The following is a 15797-nucleotide window of genomic DNA, read 5'->3' as shown; positions in this document are numbered from 1 at the left end:
TCAAACAACAAGGCCTCATCATGAGGCCTTGTCTGTTTTTACCCTTGCTGGCTGTCGCTTGTCTGCCCGGCTTGGGTCTGCACTTGGGCCTGGTTTTGGGCTTTCGTTGCGGGAGCTGGTCGCCAGAGCGGGGCGCTGTTGCCTTGCGGCGGATAGCGTACTCCCACTTCCCAGTCGCAGGCGTCCTGCTTCTGCGGGAAGCTCCAGGCCAGTGTGGGTTCCGTCAGCGGCCCGCGCCACTGGCCGAGCAGCTCGGCGCAGCGGTTGCCATTGAGGATCCCCAGATCCAGCTGCCACTGCTCGTTGACCAGATCGATCCCCCCTTGCAGCGCCAGCAGATGAGTGATGGTGGAGGCGCCAGCTTGCTCGACTTGTAGTTGCCCCTTGTCGATTTTGCCCTGCAGCTTGATGCGGTAGAAGGGGGTGTCACCCTCCTGCATCGCCTGCCACAGCTGATCCGGCGTCAGGGTGGGCGGGGTCGCCCCCTTGAACCACTCATCCAGCAGCGGATCTATCTTCACCTTGTCCCAGAACGGCTCGTCGGCATCGAGGGCAAAGCTCCCCTGCAGGGTCTGGCGCCACTCGCCCGCCGCCTTTCCATGTTCGGCTTGCAGGTCGGCGCTCATGTCCGCCTTGCCGGCGAAGGAGACCGGAGAGTGGAATATCTTGCCCCACTGCTGCAGATCCAGCTTGGTCGCCTGCAGTTGCAGGCGGCTGCTCTGACCAGGTTCGCGGCCCCACTGGCCACTCAGACTGAGGGTGCCCTCATCCGGCAGCGAGCTGGTGAGTTTGCCCAGTTGCCAGGAGCTGGGGGTCAGCTCCCCATCCAGCTCGCCGTTACGGGCGCTGAGGCCATCCCACACCAGCTCGAACCACTTGCTCTCGATACGAGTACGGCCGAGCAGCGGGCCGGGTTGGTTATCGCGCAGGGCGAGATCACTCAGATAGAGCTGCCAGCCGGTCAGCGACAGAGGGATGGAATCGTCGAAGGAGAGCACCTTGAGCTTGTCGAACGCCAGCTTGCGGATATCGACCTGCTGCGGGCGCCAGCTCTGCCAATCCTGCCACCAACCTTGCGGCAGGCTGATATCCATGCCGCTCAGCGCCAGGTCTTTCAGGGTCAGCTTCTGCTGCTGGCTATCGAGGGAGAGCTCGACATTGAACTCCCCTTCATAGGCCTTGCCCTGCAGTTCGCCGTCGATCTGCTGGGGCGAGAAGGCGAGCTTGCCCTTGATCTCCTCCAGCTGGAACAGGCCACGGCCCATGTCCCCCAGGGTGCCGCTCAGATAGCCGGTGGGCTGGTTGCCCGCCTGCCAGTTGAAGGCGGTGAGCTGGCCGCTGAAGTTGTTGAAGGAGAGCTCCTGATTGATGTCGTTGAGGCTGACGCCGTCCAGCTGGCCGCGATCCAGCGACACGCTTTGCAACGGGAAGCGCTGCGGGAAGCCTTGCTGTGTCAGATCCCCCAGCTCCACCCGCATGCCGCGCGCCTTGAGGTCATGCAGTTGCAGGGTGCGGGCGGGCCAGTCCAGCACCATGCCGGTCTCCAGCAGACCGTCGAACAGGTTGGTCACCAGTTTGTCGGTGCGCAGCACTTCTCCTTCCAGCCGTCCTTGCAGGTTGAGACGGGCGAAGGTGAACTGTGGAGTCTCCAGCTGGCCGATATTGAGGCTCAGGTTGGCCTGTGGCTGCCGTTTCGGGTCGATCAGCTCCCAGTCACTCAGGGTGGCATTGAGGCCGCGCAGGGTCAGCTCGGGGCTCTCCAGACTGAGCCGGTCTATGGTGCTGTCACTGATGGTGAGGGAGTGCACCGGCAGACTGGGCAGCTGGTTGGGTAGCGGCAGCTTGATGGCGGGACGGATCATATCGAGATGGGCGATCCGCACATCGCGGCTCAGCCAGTCGATGCTCTCGATCTCCAGATAGATCTTGTCGAGTGAGACCGCATCGCCGTAGCGCACCTGTTCCGCCAGCAGGGTGTAGGGGTGCAGCGGGTTGAACACCAGTCGCCCTATGGTGACCGGTACGCCGGTCTGCTGGCTGATCCAGCTGGCGATGGGGCCTTTGGCGCGCTCGGCGTCGAACAGGCCGAGGGCAACCCAGACAAACAGCAGCAGGAAGGCGAAGGTGTAGAGCAGGCCGCGTAGCCAGGAATTCATGGTTGCTTTCCTCCTGTTTTGGGGTGTGTTGTCAGGCGTTTGAGTAGTGGTCTCGCAGACCGAGCCAGCGCCGTATCAAGGGTTCGACATGACTCGGATGCCTATCCATAAGGACATGTGCCCATCTTCTGCATCTACCTCGATCAGGCATTGGAATAGTGATCCCGTAAGCCGAGCCAACGGCGAATCAAGGGTTCGACATGACTCGGGTGCCTATCCATGAGGAAGCGCGCCATCTTTTGCACCTGTGGAATAAGCGGCTGATCCCGCACCAGATCGGCGATCTTGAGATCGGCCAGACCGGTCTGGCGGGTGCCGAGCAGTTCCCCCGGGCCGCGCAGTTCCAGATCGCGCTGGGCGATGAGGAAGCCGTCGTTGGTCTCCCGCAGCACCCCGAGTCGGCTCTGGGCCGTCTTGGACAAGGGGGCATGATAGAGCAGCACGCAGTGAGAGGCCACCGCACCCCGGCCAACCCGGCCGCGCAGCTGGTGCAGCTGGGCCAGCCCGAGACGTTCCGGGTTCTCGATGATCATCAGGCTGGCGTTGGGCACATCCACCCCCACCTCGATGACGGTGGTGGCGACCAGCAGTTGCAGTATGCCCGCCTTGAACTCCTCCATCACCCGCTGTTTCTCCACCGGGCGCATCCGGCCATGCACCAGCCCGATATGCAGCCCCGGCAGCAGGTTTTGCAGCTCGGCAGCGGTATCCTCGGCAGCCTGGCACTCCAGCACCTCCGACTCCTCGATCAGGGTGCAGACCCAGTAGGCCTGCTTGCCCTCGGTGCAGGCGAGTTTGACCCGCTCGATCACGTCGCCGCGACGGCTGTCGGGCAGCGCTACCGTGGTGATGGGGGTTCGGCCCGGCGGCAGTTCGTCGATGACCGAGGTGTCGAGGTCGGCATAGGCGGTCATCGCCAGGGTGCGGGGGATGGGGGTAGCGGTCATGATGAGCTGATGGGGATGCACCCCTTCCCGCTCCCCTTTCTCGCGCAGGGCGAGGCGCTGATGCACCCCGAATCTGTGCTGTTCATCGATGATGACCAGCGCCAGACGCTGGAACACTACCTGCTCCTGAAAGATGGCGTGGGTGCCCACCACCATCTTGACGCTGCCATCGGCGATGGCGGCCAGCGACTCTTCCCGCGCCTTGCCTTTCTGTTTGCCCGCCAGCCAGCCGACTCCGATGCCGAGCGGCTCCAGCCACTTGGCGAAGTTGATGGCGTGCTGTTCCGCCAGCAGCTCGGTCGGCGCCATCAAGCCCACCTGACAGCCGTTGCCGATGGCCTGCAGGGCGGCCAGCGCTGCGACCAGGGTCTTGCCGGAGCCTACGTCACCCTGCACCAGCCGCATCATGGGGTGACTCTGTTGCAGATCCTTACTTATCTCCGCTACTACCCTGCTCTGGGCACCGGTCGGCTTGAACGGCAGGGCGCCGAGCAGTTGTTCAACCAGCTCGGGCGCTGGTTTGAGAGCGCGAGCCAGCTGGGTTTGTGCCTGAGCACGCACCTTGAGTACCGAGAGGTTGTGAGCCAGCAGCTCCTCCAGTACCAGTCGCTGCTGGGCCGGATGTTGGCCGCTTTCCAGCAGCGGCAGCGCCACCGAGGGGGGCGGGCGGTGCAGCAATTTCAGAGCTGAGGCCAGCTCAATCTGGTGGGGATAGAGGCCGGCGGGCAGCAGCTCCTCCACGCCATAGAGGTCGAGCTGGGCCAGCGCCTGATCGGTGAGGTTGCGCAGGGTGAGCTGGCGCAGTCCTTCGGTAGTCGGGTAGACGGGGGTGAGCGCCTCTTCGGTCTGACCGGCCTGCTCCTCGCCGAGCAGCTTGTACTCGGGATGGGCCATCTCCAGCCCGTATTTGCCGGGACGCACCTCGCCAAAACAGCGGATCAGGCGGCCCGCCGCCAGACTGTTTTTCTGGGCGGCGGTGAAGTTGAAGAAGCGCAAGGTGAGGGTGCCGGTGCCATCGCTGATGCGACAGACCATCATGCGGCGGCGCCCCATCACCAGCTGAGTGTCCTGGATTTCGCCCTCGACGGCGCCGTGCAGGCCGGGCGGCAGATCGCCGATGGGCCACACCTGGGTGCGGTCCTCGTAGCGCAGGGGGAGGTGGAACAGCAGATCCTGTACCGTGGCCAGCCCCAGCCGCTCGAGCTTCTCCAGCATCTTGCTGCCGACACCCTTGAGGCTATCGAGAGGAATTTTATCCAATTTCATCAATTAGATGCCCGAAAACACTGTAAATATGTCCAGATGATAGGGGTTGTTGAGGGGCCGATGCAAGCCGAGTTGCTGCTGGCAGGGCCGTCAAGGCGGGGGAAACGGCGGATAGAACAAAGGCCTGCCGAAAACGGGAGGCCTTTGTTGGCGCTGGAGAAAAATCAGATGAGGTGTGTGTAAATGTGACTCTTTAAAAGAACTACGCCTTTTCAATTTGGTACAGCAACTCTACTAAATTCACAGCACTGACATCATCCCAGCGAAGGTAGCTTGGCAGAGAACTTGTGCCTGAATCTGCGCCAAGAACTTGCTGGCATATCTGCTTATGATCCGCAGATGCTGAAACCCAAACTTTTCCACCTTGCTGACAAAAGTATGTTGAGCCTTTAAGCCCATCTTTTTGAATCCGTTTTTTCCATGTATCAACATCTTGGGTTGAGATGATTAATGACATATATCCCTCTTGTACAACAACAATGGGTTATTGGAAATCAGATGATCCGCTTGAGCAGCAGATGCGCCTTGACCCGGTGGATCCGTCCCAGCAGCTTGCGCACCTGTTCCGGGTAGTCCTGGATCTGTTCCACCTGATCGAAGTGACTGATCCGCTTGGTGTTGGTCAGGATGTTCTCCCGCTCCGCGTTGAACTGGGGACGCAGCAGGTGGCGACGATCGTGCACCAGCAGGCCGTTCTCCAGATCCAGCGCCCAGGCGCGGGGGTTGAGGTTGTTGCCGGTGAGCAGGGCCCACTCGTCATCCACGAAGATCCCCTTGAGATGGTAGGAGTTGCGCTCGCAACACCAGAGCATCAGGTTGAGGCGACCGTCGTCGATGTGACGCTGGTTGCGCTCGGCAAACTTGCGCAGGTTGGTCTCGTAGAGATAGGGCAGGCCACCGATGGTGGAGAACTTCTCTTCCGGCGGAATGAAGAAGTCGTTGGCGGTCTTGTCGCCCACTACGATGGTGACTTTGCAACCGCGCTGCAGCAGATCCTCGATATCCTTGCTCAACTCCTTGGGCGGGTTGAAGTAAGGGGTACAGATAAAGATCTCCCGCTCGGTGGCGCGCACCAGATTGCGGATCATCAGGTTGAGCTGATTGTTGCGCTTGCCCAGACCCACCATGGGGGTGACGGCCACCTCCTGGGTGTTGACCGGCATGGTGCTGAAGCGGTACTGGCTCTGGCGCAGGTTCTGCTTGAAGCGGCGGATCGGCCCCTTCAGCTGTTTGGCGCTGGGGATATCGCTGTGATCCAGTCGCTGCACCGCGTCGCTCTTCACGAACAGGTCATCCACATAGTTGACCATGCTGCGGGCCAGCTCCGGGCTGGTGATCTGGTGATAGCGATCGAAGCGGTAGCGATCCTGCTGGTGCAGGTAGATGTCGTTGAGGCTGGCGCCGGAGTAGAGCACCACATCATCGAAGATGAAGCCCTTGAGGTGGAGCACGCCGAGCAGCTCGCGCCCCTTGACTGGCACGCCGTAGATTTCGATCTGGTGCTCGTGTTCGGCAGCCATGGCCTGGTACATCAGGTGGTTGCCGCCCTGCTTGCCTTTGCCGATCAGGCCGCGCTGGGCACGGTGGAAGTCGACGAACAGCTTGATGTCGAGGGCCGGATTGCGCTGCTTGGCGGCGTAGAGGGCGGAGAGGATCTCCCGGCCTGCTTCGTCATCCTGCAGATAGAGCGCGACCAGATAGATGCGCCGGGTGGCACTGGCGATAAGCGCAAGAATGCGGCGTTTGAAATCCTGGGCGCTGTAGAGCACTTCAAACTGATCCGCTGCGACGGCGATCTGGGGCAGGCGCGCCAGCAGTTGTCGATAATGGGCCGATGAATGCATAGATAAACCTGAAATCACGGGGTTAAGCGTTCCACTCGGAGCGATGAATAGGCGATTCTAGCAATCTCGCCCTCTCAGCCAAAGAAAGAATCATCAGAAAGATGAAAAAGGCCTCACGAGTGAGGCCTTTTTGTCAGCTTTTTGCCCTTGTCAGAGGAAGCTGTAGATGATCATCGCCATCACGCCGCCGGTGGTGCCGATGATGGTCTCCATCACGGTCCAGGTCTGCAGGGTCTGCTTCTCGGTCAGGCCGAGGTAGCGGTTCGCCAGCCAGAAACCGGAGTCGTTGACGTGGGAGAGCACGATGGCACCGCCGCCGATGGCGATGGTGACGGCAGCCAGCTGGGCACCGCTCAGGCCGAGGGGTTCCAGCATCGGCAGCACCAGACCGCAGGCGGTCAGCATGGCGACGGTGGCGGAACCCTGAATCACCCGTACCGCAGCGGCCAGAATGAAGGCCAGCGCGACGATGGGCAGACCGGAGTCGGCCAGCATGTTGCCAAGCGCGGCACCCACGCCGGAATCAACCAGTACCTGTTTGAACACGCCACCGGCACCGGTCACCAGAATGATGACACCTGCCGGCTGGATGGCGCTGTTGCAGACGCTCATCACCTCGTCACGGGACATGCCGCGGCGAATACCCAGCAGATAGAAGGCGGCCAGACAGGCGACCATGATGGCGGTGAAGGGGTGACCGATGAACTCCAGCCAGTTGTGCAGAGTGGAGCCCGCCTCGACGAAGCGACCGACGATGGTCTTGAGGCCGATCAGCAGCAGCGGCAGACCGATGAGGCCCATGGCCAGCCCGAAGGAGGGCAGGGATTTGCTGTCATCGTGGACGCTGTTCTGGGCATCGGCAGGCAGCGGTACATCGACGATCTTGCTGATGAAGTCACCGAACAGCGGGCCAGCCAGGATCAGCGCCGGTACGGCGGCGATCAGGCCGAACAGGATCATGTAACCGAAGTCGGCACCCAGCTGGGATGCCACCAGGATCGGGCCCGGCGCCGGAATAAGGAACGCCTGGCAGGTGGCGATACCCGCCAGCAGGGCGATACCGATCTTCACTACGCTGCCGCCGCCACGACGGACGATGGCGAAGGCGACGCCGATCAGCAGCACCACGGCCACGTCAAAGAAGAGCGGCAGGGCGCAGACAAAGCCGGTCAGGGCCATGGCCCAGTTGGCGCGCTTGACGCCAAACTTGCCGAGCAGGGTGTGAGCCACCCGGTCGAGAGCACCGGTCACTTCCATCACCTTGCCGAACATGGCGCCCAGCGCCACCACTACCGCGACGAAACCGAGGGTGCCACCCATCCCTTTCTGGATGGTGTTGGCGATGTCGGCCGGGTTCATGCCAGCGGCGAGACCCGCCACCATGGAGACCAGGATCAGGGCTACCACGGCGTGGAGCCGGGCCTTCATCACCAGGAAGAGCAGCAGCACAATCGAGCCGGCGGCTGTCATGATCAGGGAGAGGTCAGACATTGTTATGCGTTCCTTTTTCCAAGTTCAGTCGTGACACCTTGCCGATCCGTCGGCAAACCATATCTTTATGATTTATTTAGATTTATGGCAAGGGCTCAACATCATATGCCCAGGTGACTATGGGTTTGCTCAGTCTGTGGCAGACTTCACATTTTCAATCGTTACCGGTAACATGTTACCGGTAACGTGTTAGATTAGAACCCATCAACAGCTGGTTTTTTGAAAAGTGGGACAGAGGTCAAATTATGGCGGGTAAGTGCATTATCGTGATGGGTGTGTGTGGTAGCGGCAAATCCAGCGTGGGTCTGAAAGTGGCCGAAGCGCTGGGCGCCAAGTTCATCGATGGTGATGACCTGCACCCCAAGGCCAACATCCAGAAGATGGCTGGCGGCAACCCCCTCAACGATGAGGATCGTGCCCCCTGGCTGGAGCGGATCCGCGATGCCGCCTACAGTCTCGAGCAGAAGAACGAGACCGGCATCATTGTCTGTTCCGCCCTCAAAAAGAAGTACCGCGACCAGATCCGCGAAGGTAACGAGTCGGTCAGCTTCATCTTCCTCGATGGCAGCCAGCCGCTGATCCTCGAGCGGATGCGTGCCCGCAAGGGCCACTTCATGCGTGAAAGCATGGTACAAAGTCAGTTCGATACCCTGGAGCGCCCGGACGGCGAAGCCGGTGTATTCCACATTGATATAGACGGCACCTTCGAACAGGTGGTTGACCGCGCCGTCACAGCATTGGAGCAAGCCCAATGATTCATCAGGTAATTTCCGACGTCACCGCCCGCATTCGCGAGCGCAGTGTCGCCCGTCGTCAGGCCTTTATGGCCCGCATCCAGCGTCAGGCAGAGCAGGGCAAGACCCGCGCCGCGCTGGCCTGTGGCAACCTGGCCCACGCCGTGGCCGCCTGCAGCAGTGACGAGAAGGGGCGCATTCTCGATATGACCCGCGCCAACGTCGGCATCGTCACCGCCTACAACGACATGCTGAGCGCCCATCAGCCCTATCAGGGCTATCCGGATATCATCAAGGGCGCGCTGGCCGAACTGGGCCACAGTGCTCAGGTCGCTGGCGGCGTGCCCGCCATGTGCGACGGGGTGACTCAGGGTCAGCCGGGAATGGACATGTCCCTCTTCTCCCGCGACCTGATCGCTCAGGCAACCGCACTGTCGCTCTCTCACAACACTTTCGATGCGACCCTGCTGCTCGGTATCTGCGACAAGATCGCCCCGGGCCAGATCATGGGGGCCCTCTCCCACGCTCACCTGCCGACTGCATTTGTGCCTGCCGGCCCGATGGCGAGCGGCATCAGCAACGACGAGAAGGTGAAGGTGCGTCAGAAGTACGCTGCCGGTGAAGTGGGTCGCGATGCCCTGCTGGAGATGGAGTGCGGCGCCTACCACGCGGCAGGCACCTGCACCTTCTACGGCACCGCCAACACCAACCAGCTGGTGTTCGAGGCCATGGGCCTGATGCTGCCGGGCTCTGCCTTTGTGCACCCGCATAGCGAGCTGCGCCGCGCCCTGACCGCCGAAGCGGCCCGTCGTATCAGCGCCATGATCCCGGGTTCCCCGGCCTATCGCCCGTTGAGCGAGGTGCTGGATGAGCGCTCGCTGGTCAACGGTCTGGTGGCCCTGCTCGCCTCCGGCGGCAGCACCAACCACAGCATCCACATGGTGGCGCTGGCCCGCGCGGCCGGTCTGGTACTGACCTGGGATGACATCAGCGATCTCTCCGACGTGGTGCCGCTGCTGGTTCGCATGTACCCGAACGGCCCGGCCGACGTCAACGCCTTCGAACAGGCAGGCGGCGTGCCCGGCCTGATGCGCCGTCTGGCGCAAGAGGGGCTGATCCACATGGATGCCACTCCGGTCTTTGGCGAGATGCAGGATTACCTCAGCCGTCCGGCACTGGTCGATGGCCAGCTGGTATGGCAGCCGGTGGGCGAAAGCGGCGATGCGAGCGTGCTTTCACCTTCCGGCAGCGTGTTCCAGGCTACCGGCGGCACCAAGCTGCTGGCGGGCAATCTGGGCCGCGCCGTGGTCAAGGTCTCCGCCGTGGCTCCCGAGTATCGAGTGATTGAAGCCCCGGCGCGGGTCTTCTCCTCCCAGCATGCGGTGGAAGCGGCCTACAAGGCGGGCGATCTTAATCAGGATGCCGTGATCGTGGTGCGCCACAATGGTCCGGCCGCCAACGGCATGCCGGAGCTGCACAAGCTGATGCCGGTGCTCGGCAACCTGCAGAAGGCGGGCTACAAGGTGGCGCTGGTCACCGATGGCCGTCTCTCCGGCGCCTCCGGCAAGATCCCGGCCGCCATCCACGTCACCCCGGAAGCGCTGCACGGCGGGGCCATCGGCCTGCTTGCTGACGGCGACCTGCTGCGGGTTGATGCGGTAAACGGCAGCCTCGACTGCCTGACCGATTTGAGTGGCCGTACCCAGGCCGAGATTGACCTCACTCTGGAACAAGAGGGGTGGGGCCGTGAACTGTTCAGCGTGATGCGTCGCGCGGTATCGAGCGCCGAGTGTGGCGCTACCATCTTTGACTAAGGAAGAGCTATGCAGAACTGGAAAGTGACCCCGGCCGAGGTGTTTGCCGCCTCCCCGCTGGTACCCGTGATGGTTATCAACGAGCTGGATCAGGCCCTGCCGATGGCCAAGGCGCTGCTCGACGGCGGCATCTCCGTTTTCGAAATCACCCTGCGCACCCCGGTGGCCCTCGATGCCATCGCCCTCATCGCCAAGGCGATGCCGGATGCCATGGTCGGTGCCGGTACCGTGCTCAACTGCGAGCAGTTTGACGCAGCCGTCGCTGCCGGTGCCCGCTTCGTCATCTCCCCGGGGATGACCCCGGCCCTGCTGGCCCACGCGGCCAAGAGCACTGCACCGCTGATCCCGGGCGTCGCTACCCCGTCTGAAGTGATGCAGGCGCTGGAAGCGGGTTATGACCATCTGAAGTTCTTCCCGGCCGAAGCGAACGGCGGCACCAAGGCGCTCTCCGCCATTGCCGCGCCGCTGCCCCAGGTGAAGTTCTGCCCGACCGGCGGTATCGGCCCGAAAAACGTGGCCGACTATCTGGCGCTCAAGTGCGTCGCCACCGTCGGCGGCTCCTGGATGCTGCCGGCCGATGCGGTCAAGAGCGGCAACTGGGAGGAGGTGACCCGCCTCTCCCGCGAAGCGGTTGAGCTGGTTAAACGCTAAGCATCAGTTGTGCCGAAAACCAAACAGGCCACCCTCGGGTGGCCTGTTTGTTATCAGCGTGACTTAAGTGGGTGAGGGAAGGGATTACCCCAGACTCTCCCCGACATAGAGGGAGAAGCCGATATCCTTGCGGGGGTCGGGTTGAGATTGGCCGTTGAGACGTGCCAGCAGCATGGTGGCCGCCTCCCGACCGATCGCTTCCCGCGGGGTGGCGATACTGGCCAGCTTGGGGGTCATGGCGTGGCCAATGTCGAGGGCGTTGCAACCGGCGATGGCGATCTGCTGGGGCACCGGGATCCACTTGGCCTGACACTGCAGCAGAGCACCCACCGCCAGGTCATCGTTGGTGCAGAACAGGCCATCGAGGTCGGGATAGCGCACCAGCGCCTGATCCAGCAGCTCGCCCCCCAGAGTGAAGCTGGAGGATTGTTCGGTCAGCAGATGCTGGCCGGTGAGGCCGAAGTCGGTCATCGCCTGATAGTAACCCTCCATCCGCAGCTGGGTACGCACGTCGAGCCGCGCCCCCAGATAGACCACCTTGCGTCGGCCCCGTCGCAGCATCTCTGTTACCATGGCCCGGGCCGCGGCTCTATGGTCCATCCCGACCACCATGTCGATGGGGGTTTGCGGCAGATCCATGGTCTCCACCACCGGAATGCCGGCGGTGGCGATCATCTTGCGGGTGCGTTCGGTGTGCTGGCTGTCGGAGAGGATCAGCCCATCCACGTGATAGGAGAGCAGGGACGCGACCTGCTCCTCCTCCCGCTCCGGGCTGTAGCCGTAGTGGGCCAGCAGGGTCTGGTAACCGGCCGGTCGGGTCACCGACTCGATGCCGTGGATCACCGCCGAGAAAACCTGGTTGGAGAGGGAGGGGATCAGGATGCCGATCGCCTTGCTGGTCGCGTTGGAGAGAATATCTGGCGCCCGGTTGGGGATATAACCCAGCTCTTCCACTACAGCTGCGATCCGCTCGCGGGTCCCCTCCGCTACGGTCTGCGGGTCGCGCAGATAGCGGCTGACAGTCATCTTGGTCACGCCGGTCTGGTCGGCGATATCTTGCAGGGTGGGGCGGCGCTTGCGGGTGGGGCTCATAGGGGTGTCCAGCGTGGATGTTACATGTAACATTACCGTTTTTGGCGGATAAAGTCAGCATATGAAGCCGTTTTTGCAGGAGTTTTCCGATGATCAGAGGCAAGCAGTTCGTGGATGTCCGGTTCGAGCAACAGGATGTGGAGGGGGAACAGTTCTCGGAGTGCCGCTTTATCGGCTGCAACTTCTCCTGGCTGGATCTGAGCGATAGCCGCTTCATTGACTGCAGCTTCTACGATCGGGAGAGTGAACGGGGCTGCCTGTTGCAGGGTTGCGAGCTGCGCGAGGCCAGCTTCCTGCGCTGCGATCTCACCATGGCCGATTGCAGCCGCAGCCTGTGTCTGGGGCTGGAGATGCGCGACTGTCAGGCGGTCGGCATCAACTTCGGCCACGCCAGCTTCGCCAACCAGATCACCGCCAAAAGCTACTTCTGCGAGGCCCATCTGACCGGCAACAACTTCAGCTACGCCAGCTTCGAGGGCTGTCTGCTGGAGAAGTGCGAGCTGACCGGAAACCGCTGGCAGGGAGCCAACCTGTTTGGTGCCTCGCTGGCGGGTTCCGATCTCAGCGGCTCCGAGTTTGGCCAGATCGACTGGACCAGCTTCAAGCTGCAGGGCTGCGATCTGCGCCAGTGCGATCTGCCGGGGTTGGATCTGCGCCGGGTCGATCTGCAAGGGGTGCAGATTAACGAGGATCAGCAGCAGACCTTGCTGGAGCAGATCGGTCTGGTTGTCTTCCCCTGAGCCGATCGAAAATTAGGTAATTTTTCATCAAATGGGACCGACAGTAGGGAGGGCGCTCCTGAAACAACAAAAGCCTGCGTGAGGCAGGCTTTTGCTAGTGAGCGTGTGACGCGTTTGTCGGCCGGGTTGACTCAACCCTTGGCCAGCCATTTGGTCGGGTTGATCGCCTCGCCCTGATAGCGAATTTCGAAGTAGAGGCCAGGTCTGTCCTGACCGCCACTGTCACCGACCAGTGCCACCGGTTCACCCTGTTCCACATTCTGGCCAACCTGGCGCAGCAGCGACTGATTGTGACCGTAGAGGCTCATATAGCCTTTACCGTGGTCGATCACCAGCAGCATACCGAAGCCGTCGAGCCAGTCGGCGTAGACCACTTGTCCCGGTGCAACCGCCTTGACCTGGGTTCCTTCGCTGGCGCCGATCAGGGTGCCTTTCCACTTGAGCTGGGCGGTACGGGGCGAGCCATAGGAGATGAGGATCGGTCCCTGCACCGGCCAGCGCAGGCTGCCATTGGTCTTGAGGCCGCTATAGTGGCCAGCACTGCTGATGCCCGAGCCGCGCTCCGGTTTGCTGCTGGCCACCTCTTCGGCAGGTTCTACCGGTTTGACGGTTTTGTTCTGCTGGGCAGCGAGTCGTTGTTGCTCGGCGCGGCGCTGTTCGGCCAGCTTGCGCTGACGCTCCTGCTCTGCTTTCAGCTTGGCCAGCCGTTCCCGCTCGGCCCGTTCACGGCGCTCCTGCTCTTCCCGCTTGCGACGCAGCTCTTCCAGCCGGGCTTTCAGCGCCTTCTCCGCCTTGACCAGCTTGGTGAGCTTCTGCTCGTCATCCTGTACCGACTGCTGCAACTGGTTGCGCACCTTGGCCCGGCTCTGCTGGCTGGCCAGCAGGGTCTGGTGATGCTCTTGCTGTTCGGCAAGCAGGGTTTGCAGTCTGGTCTCGGTCTCTTTGGTGGCCTGCTGGTTTTTCGCCAGCTTGTCGCGGGTGGCGCGCAGGGCGTCGATGGCCTCGATGCGCGCCTTGTTGAGGTAGTCGTAGTAGTCGAGTGAGCGGCTCAGTTTGGCCGGATCCTGCTGATTGAGCAGCAGTTTGAGGTAGTCGTGGTTGCCCGCTTGAAAGGCGCTCTCCGCCTGTTTGGCCAGCAACTGCTTTTGATGTTTGGCTTGAACTTCCAGCGCCAGCTTGTCTTTTTGCAGGGTCGCCAGCTTCTGCTGGTTCTGCTTCAACTGCTGCCTGGTCTGGTTGAGTTTGGCGGCGGCGGCCGAGATGGCCTGCTCGTCAGCCTTGAGCTGGGTATTGAGCTTGGCAAGCTCCTGCTTGCTGAGCTTGATGGTCTGCTGTTGTTCCTTGATCTGGGACTGCATGGTCCCCAGCTGCTGATTGGCGGCCAAAGCCGGTTTGCTGGCGCCAAACGACAGGCAAAAAAACAGCGCGCCGGCCAACAGGCCGACGCGACTGGTTTTCTGTGAAATAACTTCGCATCCCCGCATGGGGAAGGATTATTTCAGAATCATCAGGGGCTTGCCAGTCATTTCCGGCGGCACCGGCAGACCCATCAGGGTCAGCATGGTGGGGGCCAGATCGGACAGTTTGCCACCCTCAACTACCTCGGCTTTGCGACCGAAATAGATGAGCGGAACCGGCAGATTGGTGTGGGCGGTGTGGGCCTGACCAGTCTCTTCGTCCAGCATCTTCTCGGCGTTGCCGTGGTCGGCAGTGATCAGGCACTCGCCACCCACTTCGGCCAGGGCGTCGGTGACGCGACCGATGCAGTGGTCAACGGCTTCACACGCTTTGACGGCGGCATCGAACACACCGGTGTGACCAACCATGTCGCCATTCGGGTAGTTACAGATGATGACGTCGTACTTGCCGCTCTTGATGGCCGCAACCAGCTTGTCGGTCAGCTCTTCGGAGCTCATCTCCGGCTGCAGGTCATAGGTCGCCACTTTCGGGCTGGCCACGATCTCGCGATCTTCGCCGGTGAAGCAGGACTCTTCGCCACCGTTGAAGAAGAAGGTGACGTGAGCATACTTCTCTGTTTCGGAGATACGCAGCTGGGTCTTGCCCTGCTTGGCCAGCCACTCACCCAGGGTGTTGACCAGAGCGGTCGGCGGGTAGGCACAGGCAGTTTTGATGTCGGCCGCGTATTCGGTCAGCATCACGAAGTTCAGCTTCGGCTCGACTGCACGGGCGAAGCCGGTGAAGTCGGTGTCAACGAAGGCGCGGGTGATTTCACGGGCACGGTCGGCACGGAAGTTCATGAAAATCAGCGCATCGCCATCTTCCATCGGTGCCGCTTCGCCGATGCGGGTCGCCTTGACGAACTCGTCGTTCTCGTCGCGGGCATAGGCGGCAGCCAGTGCTTCGGTGGCGCTCTCAGCGGTGAACTCGCCCTTGCCCTGGGTCATCAGGTCATAGGCTTGCTGCACGCGATCCCAGCGGTTGTCGCGGTCCATGGCGAAGTAACGACCGATCATTGAGGCGAAACGACCCTTGCCCAGCTTGGCGAACAGGGCGTCGAACAGCTCGATGGAGGACTGGGCGGAGCGCGGCGGAACGTCACGGCCATCCAGGAAGGCGTGCAGGTAGATCTTCTCGGCGCCACGTTTGGCAGCCATTTCGATCATGCCCATGATGTGCTCTTCGTGGCTGTGTACGCCACCCGGGGACATCAGTCCCATGATGTGAACGGCTTTGCCGTTGGTCACGGCAGCGTCAACAGCCTTGGCCAGCTCGACGTTCTGGAAGAATTCGCCATCCTGGATGTCTTTGGAGATGCGGGTCAGCTCCTGATAGACGATGCGACCGGCACCGATGTTGACGTGGCCTACTTCAGAGTTGCCCATCTGGCCATCCGGCAGACCGACGTCCAGACCGGAACCGGAGATCAGGGTGCTGGTGTAGTCACGGGCCAGACGATCGAGGTTGGGAGTCTTGGCGGCAGCGACGGCGTTGTGCTCTTGCTTGGTGCTGTAGCCCCAACCGTCCATGATGACCAGAACCAAAGGTTTCTTAGCTGTTGACATAAGACTATGTCCTCTCGGATTGGAAAAAATGCGGGAAAT

12 protein-coding genes are annotated in these 15797 nt (G+C 61.8%); 4 read left to right on the top strand and 8 right to left on the bottom strand.

Going from position 1 to position 15797, the window contains the following annotated elements; all coding sequences use genetic code 11:
* Positions 1-38: 38 nt before the first annotated feature.
* The 5 genes from G5179_RS15775 to gntU form a co-directional block, all read right to left on the bottom strand.
* Positions 39-2156 (bottom strand): AsmA-like C-terminal region-containing protein, encoded by a 2118-nt coding sequence (locus G5179_RS15775; protein WP_421258702.1) that lies wholly within the window; start codon positions 2154-2156, stop codon positions 39-41.
* A gap of 143 nt (positions 2157-2299) precedes the next feature.
* Positions 2300-4369 carry an ATP-dependent DNA helicase RecG gene (gene recG, locus G5179_RS15770; protein WP_219265129.1) on the bottom strand — a complete coding sequence of 690 codons (2070 nt, stop codon included), beginning with the start codon at positions 4367-4369 and terminating at the stop codon, positions 2300-2302.
* 202 nt (positions 4370-4571) lie between these two features.
* Positions 4572-4826: a hypothetical protein gene (locus G5179_RS15765; RefSeq protein WP_133164115.1), complete on the bottom strand. Its 255-nt coding sequence runs from the start codon at positions 4824-4826 to the stop codon at positions 4572-4574.
* Between the two features lie 37 nt (positions 4827-4863).
* Positions 4864-6213 (bottom strand): CDP-diacylglycerol--serine O-phosphatidyltransferase, encoded by a 1350-nt coding sequence (gene pssA / locus G5179_RS15760; protein ID WP_005342654.1) that lies wholly within the window; start codon positions 6211-6213, stop codon positions 4864-4866.
* A gap of 150 nt (positions 6214-6363) precedes the next feature.
* Positions 6364-7704, bottom strand: a complete 1341-nt coding sequence (gntU, locus tag G5179_RS15755; protein ID WP_203119844.1) for a gluconate transporter — start codon at positions 7702-7704, stop codon at positions 6364-6366.
* Between the two features lie 245 nt (positions 7705-7949).
* On the opposite strand from gntU, the gene G5179_RS15750 reads away from it, so the two are divergent.
* From G5179_RS15750 to G5179_RS15740, 3 genes are read left to right on the top strand one after another with little or no spacing between them, the layout of a single operon-like run.
* Positions 7950-8459: a gluconokinase gene (locus G5179_RS15750; protein ID WP_005340649.1), complete on the top strand. Its 510-nt coding sequence runs from the start codon at positions 7950-7952 to the stop codon at positions 8457-8459.
* Entirely contained in the window at positions 8456-10252 is a 1797-nt protein-coding gene (edd, locus tag G5179_RS15745) for a phosphogluconate dehydratase (RefSeq protein WP_421258701.1), read from the top strand. The genes G5179_RS15750 and edd overlap by 4 nt, the downstream gene beginning before the upstream one ends.
* Before the next feature lie 9 nt (positions 10253-10261).
* Entirely contained in the window at positions 10262-10903 is a 642-nt protein-coding gene (locus tag G5179_RS15740) for a bifunctional 4-hydroxy-2-oxoglutarate aldolase/2-dehydro-3-deoxy-phosphogluconate aldolase (protein ID WP_005342660.1), read from the top strand.
* A gap of 84 nt (positions 10904-10987) precedes the next feature.
* Here G5179_RS15740 and G5179_RS15735 read toward each other — a convergent pair whose 3' ends face one another.
* Positions 10988-11995: a substrate-binding domain-containing protein gene (locus G5179_RS15735; RefSeq protein WP_421258700.1), complete on the bottom strand. Its 1008-nt coding sequence runs from the start codon at positions 11993-11995 to the stop codon at positions 10988-10990.
* An 89-nt stretch (positions 11996-12084) separates the two neighbouring features.
* On the opposite strand from G5179_RS15735, the gene G5179_RS15730 reads away from it, so the two are divergent.
* On the top strand, positions 12085-12735 hold the full coding sequence (locus tag G5179_RS15730) for a Qnr family pentapeptide repeat protein (protein WP_421258699.1): 651 nt from the start codon (positions 12085-12087) through the stop codon (positions 12733-12735).
* Between the two features lie 131 nt (positions 12736-12866).
* On the opposite strand, the gene envC is transcribed toward G5179_RS15730, so the two are convergent.
* Both envC and gpmM read right to left on the bottom strand, forming a co-directional pair.
* Positions 12867-14219 carry a murein hydrolase activator EnvC gene (envC, locus tag G5179_RS15725; RefSeq protein ID WP_421258698.1) on the bottom strand — a complete coding sequence of 451 codons (1353 nt, stop codon included), beginning with the start codon at positions 14217-14219 and terminating at the stop codon, positions 12867-12869.
* A 9-nt stretch (positions 14220-14228) separates the two neighbouring features.
* Entirely contained in the window at positions 14229-15758 is a 1530-nt protein-coding gene (gene gpmM, locus G5179_RS15720) for a 2,3-bisphosphoglycerate-independent phosphoglycerate mutase (protein ID WP_005356867.1), read from the bottom strand.
* Between the last annotated feature and the right edge of the window lie 39 nt (positions 15759-15797).

It is taken from the genome of Aeromonas sp. 600886, assembly GCF_049174935.1.
In the GTDB taxonomy this organism is placed as follows: Bacteria; Pseudomonadota; Gammaproteobacteria; order Enterobacterales; family Aeromonadaceae; genus Aeromonas; species Aeromonas veronii_A.
Note: the sequence above shows the minus strand (reverse complement) of the source record. Positions and strands in the feature narration are given on the sequence as shown.

Bases quoted from the DNA above. Each gene is read 5' to 3' on its own strand.
- G5179_RS15775 (WP_421258702.1), bottom strand. From the start codon at position 2,156: ATGAATTCCTGGCTACGCGGCCTGCTCTACACCTTCGCCTTCCTGCTG.
- recG (WP_219265129.1), bottom strand. From the start codon at position 4,369: ATGAAATTGGATAAAATTCCTCTCGATAGCCTCAAGGGTGTCGGCAGC.
- G5179_RS15765 (WP_133164115.1), bottom strand. From the start codon at position 4,826: ATGTCATTAATCATCTCAACCCAAGATGTTGATACATGGAAAAAACGG.
- pssA (WP_005342654.1), bottom strand. From the start codon at position 6,213: ATGCATTCATCGGCCCATTATCGACAACTGCTGGCGCGCCTGCCCCAG.
- gntU (WP_203119844.1), bottom strand. From the start codon at position 7,704: ATGTCTGACCTCTCCCTGATCATGACAGCCGCCGGCTCGATTGTGCTG.
- G5179_RS15750 (WP_005340649.1), top strand. From the start codon at position 7,950: ATGGCGGGTAAGTGCATTATCGTGATGGGTGTGTGTGGTAGCGGCAAA.
- edd (WP_421258701.1), top strand. From the start codon at position 8,456: ATGATTCATCAGGTAATTTCCGACGTCACCGCCCGCATTCGCGAGCGC.
- G5179_RS15740 (WP_005342660.1), top strand. From the start codon at position 10,262: ATGCAGAACTGGAAAGTGACCCCGGCCGAGGTGTTTGCCGCCTCCCCG.
- G5179_RS15735 (WP_421258700.1), bottom strand. From the start codon at position 11,995: ATGAGCCCCACCCGCAAGCGCCGCCCCACCCTGCAAGATATCGCCGAC.
- G5179_RS15730 (WP_421258699.1), top strand. From the start codon at position 12,085: ATGATCAGAGGCAAGCAGTTCGTGGATGTCCGGTTCGAGCAACAGGAT.
- envC (WP_421258698.1), bottom strand. From the start codon at position 14,219: ATGCGGGGATGCGAAGTTATTTCACAGAAAACCAGTCGCGTCGGCCTG.
- gpmM (WP_005356867.1), bottom strand. From the start codon at position 15,758: ATGTCAACAGCTAAGAAACCTTTGGTTCTGGTCATCATGGACGGTTGG.